The sequence below is a fragment of the Kibdelosporangium philippinense genome, from assembly GCF_021390435.2.
GTDB classification, from domain to species: domain Bacteria; phylum Actinomycetota; class Actinomycetes; order Mycobacteriales; family Pseudonocardiaceae; genus Kibdelosporangium; species Kibdelosporangium philippinense.
Genome location: NZ_JAJVCN010000002.1, coordinates 1,460,307 through 1,471,112 on the forward strand (window position 1 = coordinate 1,460,307; position 10,806 = coordinate 1,471,112).

The window sequence follows — 10,806 nt, forward strand, 5'->3', positions numbered from 1 at the left end:
GCGCTGTCCACAAGGAGCAATCACCCGTGCCACGACCAAAGAGCCCACTGATCACCCGGGACGCGATCATGCGCGCAGCCCTGCACATCGTGGACACGCAAGGCGCGGAAGCCCTCTCCACCAACCGAATCGCGGCAGAACTCGGCGTCAAGGGCCCATCGTTGTACAACCATGTCGCCAGCCGCGCCGAGATCATCGACGGAATGCGCGAGCTTCTGCTCGCCGAGATGGACCTCGACCTGACAAATCTGCGCCCGTGGACCGTGGCCTGTGCGCGGTTCGCCCGGTCTTACCGGGCTTCGTTCGCCGCACATCCGCAGGTCGTGCCGCTGTTGGCCACCCAACCCATCGAATCGCCGGTGATCCTCGGGGCTTACGAGCAGGTCTTCGACGTGCTCAGGGAGGCAGGCTGGCCGGACGATGAACTGTTCCCGATGGTCCGGGCCGTGGAGTACGTCGCCATCGGCTCGGTGCTGGACCAGGTGGTCCGAACCCCGCAGGAGGCGGAGCGCGCCTTCGAGATCGGCCTGACGGCCATGCTCGCCGGTTTCGAGCAACGGCTGCTCGCCCGCCAGGTGCCCTGACCAGTAGATCCGCTCAGCCAAGCGAAAACTGTCGTACCCCTGCGGTAACGTAAAAATCAGGGGTCCCCCTGGGGAAATTGCTGTTGCGATGGCGCACGCCCGCGTGTGTCACAAGAGGCCCACGAGGCATCTGAGAGTCCACTGTGGACGCCAGATCGCCTCGGCAGTCACACCTGCTCCATCTATCTCACGTGTGACGCGGCGGGATGCCGTGAAGGCCACCCTAGCGGCGTTGAACGCCCCGAATCTTCCCCTCGCAACGGTCCACCACCCGCACGGGACCGGGGCACGTGCCACCCTGACCGCAGTCGCGGCAGCCGCCTCGGGAATTGCTGTTGCCACTGAAGCTGGCTGGAACGGCGACGTCGCTGGTGGAACAGCCGGATAAACGGCTGGCTGGAAACGGCTGGATGTGGCTGGCCAGAAACTGGTGTCCCACTGACTGGATGTGGCGAGCCGGAAACGGTGACATCCCTGGTTGGAACGGCTGGCTGGAAGCAGGACCCGGAAACGGCGAGAACCGCCGATTGTCGGACCCTTGTGGTTGACTTGAATCAAGGGCTCCCCTGGATGGCGGGGTTTGGCGGGTATTTGGCTGCGCGACTTTCGGGGCTGGACATGACCTTGGGTTGCGCGTAGGACGACGGGCATGGGCACGAGAAGAACGTTCTTGTCCGCATCCATCGCCGCGGCCGCGGTGGCGACCACCGGTATCCCGGCTGGCGCCGAGCAACTGGGTGACCGCGGCCCGGGCAAGCCAATCAAGCCGCAGCCGCCGGACGCCGAGCTCAAGGCGATCCTGCGGGAGATCGACGAGCGCCGGATCGAGGCGATCGTCCGCAAACTGGCCTCCTTCGGCACCAGGCACACCCTGTCCGCGCAGGATGATCCCGTTCGTGGCATCGGGGCGGCCCGTGACTGGATCTTCGCCGAGATGAGCAAATCGGCCAACCCGAACATGAAGGTCGAACTGCAGTCCTACATCCAGCAACCGGCCCCGCCCCGGATCCCCGAACCGGTCCGGATCACGAACGTGATGGCCACCCTGCGAGGAACGACATCGCCTGACCGCATCTACGTGGTCTCCGGCCACTACGACTCACGGTGTACCGACGCGAACGACTTCACCAAGGACGCGCCGGGTGCGAACGACGACGCATCAGGCGTCGCGGTCTCCATGGAACTGGCGCGGATCATGTCGAAGCGTCGCCCCGAAGCGACAATTGTGTTCGCCGCCGTCGCGGGCGAAGAGCAAGGTCTGCACGGCGCAAGGCACATGGCGACACAGTTCAAAACCACGGGCGCGGATGTCCAAGCGATGTTCACCAACGACATCGTCGGCAGCAGCACGGCAGACGACGGCACGCGCGATCCACGAACGGTCCGGCTGTTCGCGGAAGGCGTGCCGACGGCGGAGACCCCTGCCGAAGCCAACATCCGACGGTCTGTCGGCGGCGAGAACGACTCAACGTCACGCCAGCTGTCCCGGTTCGTTCGAAGCGTCGCGGTCAACGACGCGACCGGCATGAACGTGCGCGTGATCTACCGCAGGGACAGGTATCTGCGCGGCGGCGACCACATTCCGTTCCTTGAGCAGGCATATCCGGCCGCTAGGTTCACCGAGCCGAACGAGAACTACGCCCATCAGCACCAGGACGTCCGGGTGGAGAACGGCGTGCAGTTCGGTGATCTGCCGGAGTTCTGCGATTTTCCTTACATCGCAAGGGTTGCCAAGGTCAACGCGGCGACCTTGTGGTCGTTGGCGACGGGTCCTGGCACGCCGAAGGGTGTCCGGATCAACACATCCCGTCTCACCAACGAAACGGATCTGTTGTGGCAGCGTGGATCCGAGCCTGATCTCGGGGGTTACGAGGTTGTCTGGCGTGAGACCACAGCCCACGATTGGACGCACTACATCGACGTCGGAGACGTCGCCGCGGCCGTGATCGACCTGTCGAAGGACAACGTGTTCTTCGGCGTCCGCGCCTATGACAAGGCCGGACGCCGCAGCCCAGTTGCCTTCCCGACACCGCAGTCCTGACGTTGGGCTCCCGGTGACTCGCGCCGGGAGCCCATTATCCAGTCGTGAACCGGGCGGGCGGGTGTTGCAGGGATTCGGTCCGTTCTGCCGGGATCAGGGCGACCGCAGGGATCTCCGCCAGCCGTTCGCGGATGCCTGTCGCGGCCTGATGGTCGTCCATCGCTTCGAACAGGCTGAGCGCGAGTGTCCATGACTCCGCCGCTTCTTCATGCCTCGCCTGCCGGTGCATCAGTTCCGCGATCATCCGGTGCGCCTGTGCCTTGCCGCGGATGTCGAAGGCGCCTCGGCAATGCGTGAGCGCACGGCGTGCGCACTGTTCAGCGGCCTGGTAGTCCTCTTGGCTAACGTGGATCACGGCCAGCACGTTGTATGCCGCGCCCAACGGGCCCAAGTCGTTGTGATCGTGGGTCTCGAGTGCGCGTAGGCAATAGTCCTTCGCTTCGGCCAACGCGCCACGCTCCGCGTGGATCGCCGCGAGTTCGATGAACGCGCGGCCCTTCGTGTGTGTGTCACCGATCCGCTCCGCGCACCAGACCGTTTCCCGCCCGGCTTCTGTTGCGTCGGTGAGGTTTCCACTCCTGCGGTACGTCTCCGTAAGCCGGGACAGCGCGAGGGCTTCCTCCCCGGCCGCACGAAGGCGTTGAAACGCCCGCAGCGCGGACAGCTGCAGTTCGATGGCACGACGGAAGTCACGCTGCTCGACCGCGAGCATGCCAAGCCGCATATCCGTGGCAGCCATCCCGACCGGATCGTTGACCTGGTTGAACATTGTCCGTGCGGTCTGCAAACTGTCCGTGGCGGCGTCGAACTGCCGCAAAGCCAATTGGTGGAAGCCGAGGTTCCCCCAACTACACGCCTCTTCGAACAGATCACCGGCGATCCGCGCGGACCGCACCGCGATCCGCAGCGCGGCAACCACATCGAGCCCATGTCCGAGTCGTTGGAAGATCTCGCCGATCACGCTGGGCATCTGCATCGCGAAGTGGTGATGCCCTCGTGCGGCGGCGTATCGGATGAGCTCGTTGATGTTCGCTCGTTCACGGTGAGCCCACCGCGACACGGTTTCCTTGTCAGTGAACTTGATCGGCGCTACGCCGGCGACCGATGGACCGGTGTCGACCGCCATACGATGAGGGATGACGAGCCGGTCGGCGTTCTGGGCGCTGGAGAGATAGAAGTCGAACAGGCGGCGCTCCGCCGCCGGTGTTTCGTCTGCTTCCGCTGCCAGTTCGTGGGCATAACGCCGGAGCAGGTCGTGCAGCCGGTACCGGGTGAGTGATTCGGGCTGGCTGACCATGTGGAAATCGACAAGGGCATCCAGGTCCCCCTGGATCTGTTTGCGGTCCTGCCCGGTCAGCGCGGCAGCGGCCTCGACGCTGACATCCGGGCCAGGGTGTACCCCCAACAACCGGAACACCCGCTGTTCAGCAGGCCGCAAGGCGTTGTAGGACCAACCCAGCGCAGCGCGCACGCTGCCCTCCGCGCCGCGTCCGCCAAGGCCGAGCATGGTGTGCTCGTCACGTAGCTCGTCAGCGAACTCGGCCAATGCGACGCCAGGTCTGCTGCGGGTGCGCTCTGCGACGATCCGCAGGACGAGCGCGATTCCTCCACACAGCGCCACGAGGTCGCTGGTCGCTGTTACCTCGGCCAAGGCGCGCGGCCCGAGCCACGTGGTCAGCCACGCTTTTCCTTCGGCGTACGTCAACGGCTGGACCGGGACTGTCGATGCGCCCCTGCGCACCAAATCGGGCAACCGGGACCTGCTGGTGACCAGGACAGTGCAGGTGCTGAGGCAGTCGAGTAGCTGGCGGATCTGGTTGTGGTCCCGGACGTTGTCGAGGACCACGAGGGCACGTTTCCCGCTGAGCAGGCCGCGGAGTTTGGCCTTGCGGCCCATCGGAGACGCCATGGCTTCGGCTGAAAGCCCCAGCGTCGCAAGGAACTCATCGACCACTTCGGACTCGTGCACCGGGTGCCCTTCGCCGAATCCGTTCAGGTCGCGGTAAAGCCGGCCGCCGGGGTAGCGATCTGCGGCCAGGTGCGCCCACCGCACCGCGAGTGCCGTCTTGCCGACGCCGGGATCTCCGGACAAGACCACGATCGTCGGCGTCGGCACACCGTCCGAGGCCGTGGTCACCCGGTCGAGTTCCCGCACCAACGATTCCCTGCCGAAGAAGTCGTTCACGTCGTGCGGTAGCGAATACGGCGCCTCAGCAGGCTGTGGTGGCGCCGGCGGCGTTGGCAACACGATTCGCTGGTCATGCTTGCGCGCCAGCAACTCGTTCTGGAACCGCGTAAGCTCGTCCGCCTCGTCGAGGCTGCCCTCGTTTTTCAGCCGCTTGCGCTGATCCAGATAGAAACTGTCCGCTTCGCCGAAGCGGCGTGCCCCATGCTGTGCGGCGAGGCGGTGTTTGAGCATGGTCAGGTTCTGCCGGAGCTCAACGGGCAGTTCCGCCAGCCTGCGCAACACCTGCTCGTGTTCGCCGAGCACGCTCAAACAGGTGAACAGTGCGCTGTGCGCCGGGATGAGATGCTCGGATATCGCCATATGGCGCCAATTGGCCGCACGTTCGCCATGCAGATCCGGAATGGGAGTGCCCGTCCACAGATCGTCGACGGCGGATGTCAGCTCTCGCACGGCATTGGCGTGATCGCCTTGCCGCACGGCCGAGCGGGCCTTTTCCGCTCTGCGGCAGAACTCGTGGAAGTCGATCTCTTCGCGGTCAACGTCGAGCCGGTAACTGCCGTTGCGGTAGAAGATCCGGGGTGGCAGGTTCATCCGCGCTAGCCCGGCGACAATCCGCTTCTTGTACGTCGACAACGCGCCGGATGGATCATCAGGCGCCTTCCCGACCGGCCAGATCCAGTCGGTCAGTTCGGTGACCGAGACCGGTTCCCGCGCCCGCAGCAGCAGGACGGAGAACATTCCCCGTGGTTTGGCGTGCACCCAGTCGGTTTCGAAGTGGTCATGGATGCGTACAGCGGGCACGGCTAATATCCTGAAATTGATCTCCACCAGCGCTTCCCCTCGCTGGTCGGGCCTTCGGACAATTCTCCATTCTGCCGTCATCCGTGCAGACGTCACTAGCTGGACATGGAATCCGAAATCGCCTCGTTACGTGTCGTTGCAATGACCCGGCCGATGAAACCTTTTTGTCCCTTCGGTGTCTCAAGCCGACCATCTGCCAATCGCATGTCTTCGAGTCAGCCGGTATGACCTGCGGTTTCCTCGAAATGTCTTGATCGTGTCAGCAGGATGACCCACATCGGCAGGCAACCTCGCTGTTGACCGGGACCTGCCCGGACAGGAGGAGGCTGAAGTGGATTTCGACGTAGTGGTGGTCGGAATGGGCTACACAGGTCTGCGGATGGCGGTAGCGGCGGCGCGCAAAGGACTTGTTGTGGCAGGTGTCGACAGCTCGGCCGACCGGATCGAGGAGATCGAGGCTGGTGTACCTGGCTGTGGGCGTACCACGGTAGACGAGGTCGAACTCGCCGCACTGCTGGCCGGGCCATTGCGGCTGCGCGCGGGTGACATTCCACGGGCTCCGGTTTACATGCTGTGTGTGCCGAGCAGAGATCTTGTCGCCGCCGTCGACTCGGTCGCCGATCTGCTTCGCGCCGGTGATCTGGTCGTCGTGCAAAGCACCTGTCCATTTGGAATGGTCGACGACATTGTGATTCCGCGATTGCGTTCTTCCGGTGCGATCCATGTCGTCCATTCACCGGTTCGGATCAACCCAGGGCATGCACCCGGAGTAGTCGTGCCACGGATCGTCGCGGGCGCGACACCCGACGCGCTGACCGAGGGCCTTCGTTTTCTGAGCCAATTGGACGAGGAAGTGATTCCGGTGCGGTCGATCAAGGTCTCGGAATTGACCAAGATCTTCGAGAACACTTTCCGGCTCGTCAACATTTCTTTGGTGAATGAACTGGCTGCGGTGTGCCGGGAGTCCGAAGTGGACGTCACCGACGTGCTGGCCGCCGCGCGATCCAAACCATACGGTTTTCTCCCGCACACCCCCGGCGCTGGAGCGGGCGGCGACTGCATACCGGTGTGTGCGGAGTTCTTCGCTGCCGCGGCCAATCGGCACGGTGTCAAGGCAAGGACGGTCGAGGCGGCTGTAGAGGTGAACGACGCCATGCCCAAGGAGATCCTGCGCCGAATCCCCGTGCGCGGCAGGCGAGTGCTGGTCGCCGGAATCTCGTACAAGCCTGACGTGGCCGACGTGCGGAGGTCCGCCGCGGTCCGGATCGTTGAGGAACTCAGGGCGGAAACTGAAGTGTCCTACCACGATCCGTATGTGCCGAGCCTTCGTCTGTCTGATGGAACGCAGTTGCGCAGCGAGGCGATTCGCCCGGCCATCGCGGACCTCGTCCTGCTCGTCACCAAGCATCGAGGGATGGACTTGGCGGGGTTCGGCGCACCGATCATCGACTGCTCGGGTGGCATTCCATCCATTGTGGAGGTTCAGAATGTATGAGCGGTGGGTTCGCGGGGCGATCGGTCAGGATTCGGACTTGTGGGTCACGCTGGCAGGTTGCCGGAAGGTGCTGGTGATGGTCCCGACTGTCACTGCAGGCACGCGCCTGACCGACGTGCTGACATTGTTGCGCGGCGACAGGCGAATCCAGACCTTGTACACAGTGCCCGAGACATTCGAGACTTGGCATGGCGCAGCCGAATTCACAGCTGCCACCGGCGGCTTGGTGGTTCCCTGGCACCAGGCAGTCAACCAGAACTTCGATCTGGTGCTCGCGGCGACCATGACCGGCCTTGATCAGGTGCGCGGCCAGGTCATGCTGCTCCCGCACGGTGCCGGCAGCCTGATGTCGCGCAAGTACTCGCCCTGGGCAGGCCGCTCAGCGAGACCCCACACCGGTCTTGCCAGAGAAACCCTGACCAAGCGGGGAAAGCTACTCCTGTCCGCGTTGGCGTTGACTCACGATGACGAGCTGCGCGTGTTGCGCCGGACGTGCCCGGAAGCATTGCCAGTGGCCGTGGTCGCAGGAGACATCTGCTACGACCGAATGGTCGTGAGTATGTCCCGGTATCCGGAGTACCGGGAAGCGCTGGGTGTGGCAGCCGACCAGACTTTGGTGACAATCAGTTCGACCTGGTCGACAGACTCGATATTCGGCCGGCAACCCGACCTGTGTCGCGACGTTGTGCGGGAGGTCGCGGACTCAGGACATCGGGCGGCGCTGGTGCTGCACCCTCATGTTTGGGCTGCACACGGCAAGTGGCAGATCCACTCGTGGCTCGCCGAGTGCTTGGATAACGGATTGCTACTCATCCCTCCGCAAGAAGGATGGCAGGCGGCGATAGTGGCCAGCGACTACGTGGTCGGTGACTTCGGATCCACCACCCAGTACGCCGCCGCCATCGGCAAGCCCGTCACGTTGGCCACCTTCCCCGATCACAAGATCCGGTCGGGTAGCCTCGCGCACCGCTTGGCGAAGCTCGCGCCCCGGTTGGATGTCCGGCAGCGGTTGCTTCCACAGCTGCGGCAGGCCAACCCACATGCCGAGCAGGTTGCGTGCTGGATGTCATCGCGCCAAGGTCGGTCAGCTTCGATCCTGCGGCACACTATGTACCAGCTGCTCCAGTTGACGGAGCCAAAGCAGCCTGCGGCGTTGCCGCCGGTGCCGTCACCTTGCCCGGTGCCGTCATGAACGTGAGTCGGTTGGCGGATGTCGTGGTACGCACGGCTCCAACTCGCGCCGCAGCCAATGAGATTGCCGAATTGCTGCTTGCTGATTTGCCTGGATGCGTTCTGGTGGTCGTCGATGTCGTCGGGGCGGGAGTGCTTCTCGCGGCGCGGCCAACCCAGCGAGTGCTCGTTGTGCCGGGCGACGTTCTGCGAATCGCCGCGGTTGGCTATGAATCACTTTTGCGTGGCGAGGGAAGACTGGAAAGCCTGGCCGACAGTTCCTCGGCCTTGGGATCCCCACCACGGGAGTAGATCTCAACCGCCGCTGCCCAATGGTGTTGTGCTTCGGCGATGTTGCCCTGCTGCTGGGCGGCATCGCCAAGGACCGCGAGCACACCAGCCTCGTAGAGCGGGGAACCTAGCTCCCTGGCGATCCCCAAGGCCTCCGCCAACACAGTCGAGGCGTCCTGACGTCCGGTGCGGACGTAGATAGCGCCGAGTCGTGTCAGCACGCGGGCGTACTCGGCGCGGTCGGTCGTGGACATGTATTCGGCGACTTCGAGCAGTATCGCGACTGCCTCGTCGTGGTGTCCTAGTTTCGCTAGTACCTCGCCGATTCTGCGGCGGCACAAGGCCGCTGCGCGTTCGGTTCCGATCCGTTCGCGCAGGACCTCTGCCTGGCGGAGATATCGCAGAGCGGCTTGGAGATCGCCCTTGCCTTCAACCGCTCCAGCGAGCTCGAAGAGCAGAGCGGCCTTGGTGAACTCGTCGTTGGCGTTGGCAGCGAGGCTGAGCGCCACCGCGCCCTCGCCGAGGGCATCGTCAAAACGCCGTAGATGTGTCAATGCGACGATCAACTGAGTGCGCAGCCGCGCTTCGGCTGTGAGGTTGCCTGTCCGTTGTGCGGCGGGGATGCCCAGTTCGTGGATCTGCAGCCAGTCGTCGTAATGCCTGGCGTGCAGGAAAAATCCCCACATTGCCTCGCAGAACTCCCATGTGACGTCGTCCCAGCCGTGCTCGTCGGCAGTCTGGACCATGGCCAGGAGATTGTGGCGTTCCTCGGCGAGCCAGCGCAACGCGTCGCGATGTGACGGAAAAGGCGACTCTGGCCGCGTTCGGAATCGTGACCCGACGCGTCGTCGCGTCGGGCGCAACGTGAAATCGGCGGCGGCGGATCGATCGAGGTACCACTCGGCCATCCGCCGGACCGCCGCTTCCCGCTCGTCGGGTCCGTCGGATCGCTCGGCCTGCTGACGCGCGTGCGCGTAGAGCAGGGAGTGAAATTTGTACCGGCGATCGGACACCTCGGCGATCAGGTTGCAGTCCACGAGTTCGCCAAGTGATTCCTCCAGTTCGTCCGGTTCTTCGCCAACGGCGGCGGCAGCGGCACTCAACCCGAACTGGCGGCCAGGATGAAGCGAGCAGAAGCGGTACGCCCTGGCAGAAGGCCGTTTCAGGGCGAAGTACGACAGATCGAAAACGGCGGACACGGACGAATCGTCGTGCGTGAGGGTGGCAAGCCTGTCGCCACTGCGCAAAGCGCCGACTTCCCGTGACACCGGTCGATGCGGGCGAGCGGAAAGTCGTGCCCCGACAACCGAAAGAGCGATGGGCATGCCTTCGCAGAGGCGGGCGAGCTCCTCGGCCTGATTGCGTTCCCGGTCAAGGCGATCCGCGCCGACGATCTTGGTGAGCAGTTGCACAGAGTCCTTGATGGACATTGGATGCAGGTCGAGGAAAGCGGCACCTTCGAGACTCAGCCCGCTCAACCGTCGCCTGCTCGTCACCACAACAACGTTGTTGCCATGCGCCGGTAGCAGGGGACGGGCTTGGGCGGCGGAAACGGCGTCGTCGAGCAGGAAAGTGTGCGCTCGACCGGAAGTCAGTGACCGGAAGAGAGCTTGCCGTTGCGGCAAACCGGTTGGCATGTTGCTGGCTGGTATTCCCAGCGCCAGCAGGAAGGCCTCGAGTATATGTTCAGGGTCGGCAGGCTCGATTGATGAATACGCGCCGAGATCGGCGTATAGCATGCCGTCGGGGAACCGGTGCCGCACACCGTGCAGCCACCTGAGCGCCAGCGTGCTCTTGCCGACGCCGCCGGTTCCGCTGATTGCCACGACGAGCGTGCCGTCACTTTCGTTCAGCCATTGATCCAATCGGGAGAGCTCTTCGGTACGGCTGACAAAAGTGCGCGGTGGCGGCGGGAGCTGAGACGGTTTTGGAAGATCGTGAGCTTTTTCGGTGATGATCACATGGTCGGCTGACCCGATTTCGGTGCTTAGGATTCGGGAAACCTTGATATGGACAGGTTTTTCGCTTGCTGCTGCCATGGACATGCCTCCCCGTAGAGATATCCACGATCCAGCGTCCTCATTTTCTTTGAAGGAGACAAGGTGGAGTAGTGATTCGGGTGCTACGTCACACGGTTGGTATGGACCATTTGGTGGTCGTTGGCTGGGCGAGACGGGCGAGAGCAGGAGTGCCGCCGCAGGTGGTCGGTGCATCGCCGATCGCGATTGATAACAGC

General features: G+C 63.9%; 6 protein-coding genes. 4 read left to right on the forward strand and 2 right to left on the reverse strand.

Going from position 1 to position 10,806, the window contains the following annotated elements:
* The first annotated feature begins 26 nt into the window (after positions 1-26).
* Positions 27-584, forward strand: a complete 558-nt coding sequence (locus tag LWC34_RS25825) for a TetR/AcrR family transcriptional regulator (RefSeq protein WP_233727731.1) — start codon at positions 27-29, stop codon at positions 582-584.
* A 649-nt stretch (positions 585-1,233) separates the two neighbouring features.
* Positions 1,234-2,625, forward strand: a complete 1,392-nt coding sequence (locus LWC34_RS25830; RefSeq protein WP_233727732.1) for a M20/M25/M40 family metallo-hydrolase — start codon at positions 1,234-1,236, stop codon at positions 2,623-2,625.
* Between the two features lie 34 nt (positions 2,626-2,659).
* Here LWC34_RS25830 and LWC34_RS25835 read toward each other — a convergent pair whose 3' ends face one another.
* Complete coding sequence (locus LWC34_RS25835; protein ID WP_233727733.1) at positions 2,660-5,614, reverse strand: ATP-binding protein; 2,955 nt, start codon at positions 5,612-5,614, stop codon at positions 2,660-2,662.
* A 331-nt stretch (positions 5,615-5,945) separates the two neighbouring features.
* Between LWC34_RS25835 and LWC34_RS25840 the strand changes: the two genes are divergently transcribed.
* Complete coding sequence (locus tag LWC34_RS25840) at positions 5,946-7,109, forward strand: nucleotide sugar dehydrogenase (protein WP_233727734.1); 1,164 nt, start codon at positions 5,946-5,948, stop codon at positions 7,107-7,109.
* Positions 7,102-8,301 carry a hypothetical protein gene (locus tag LWC34_RS25845; protein ID WP_233727735.1) on the forward strand — a complete coding sequence of 400 codons (1,200 nt, stop codon included), beginning with the start codon at positions 7,102-7,104 and terminating at the stop codon, positions 8,299-8,301. Before LWC34_RS25840 ends, LWC34_RS25845 begins: the two co-directional genes overlap by 8 nt.
* A gap of 205 nt (positions 8,302-8,506) precedes the next feature.
* Here the strand turns inward: LWC34_RS25845 and LWC34_RS25850 are convergent, their stop codons facing one another.
* A complete protein-coding gene (locus LWC34_RS25850; RefSeq protein ID WP_308200136.1) occupies positions 8,507-10,783 on the reverse strand; it encodes an ATP-binding protein in 2,277 nt (758 codons plus the stop codon).
* Positions 10,784-10,806: the final 23 nt, after the last annotated feature.

Coding starts and splice junctions, on each gene's coding strand:
- LWC34_RS25830 (WP_233727732.1), top strand. CDS start 1,234: ATGGGCACGAGAAGAACGTTCTTGTCCGCATCCATCGCCGCGGCCGCG.
- LWC34_RS25845 (WP_233727735.1), top strand. CDS start 7,102: ATGTATGAGCGGTGGGTTCGCGGGGCGATCGGTCAGGATTCGGACTTG.
- LWC34_RS25850 (WP_308200136.1), bottom strand. CDS start 10,783: ATGCACCGACCACCTGCGGCGGCACTCCTGCTCTCGCCCGTCTCGCCC.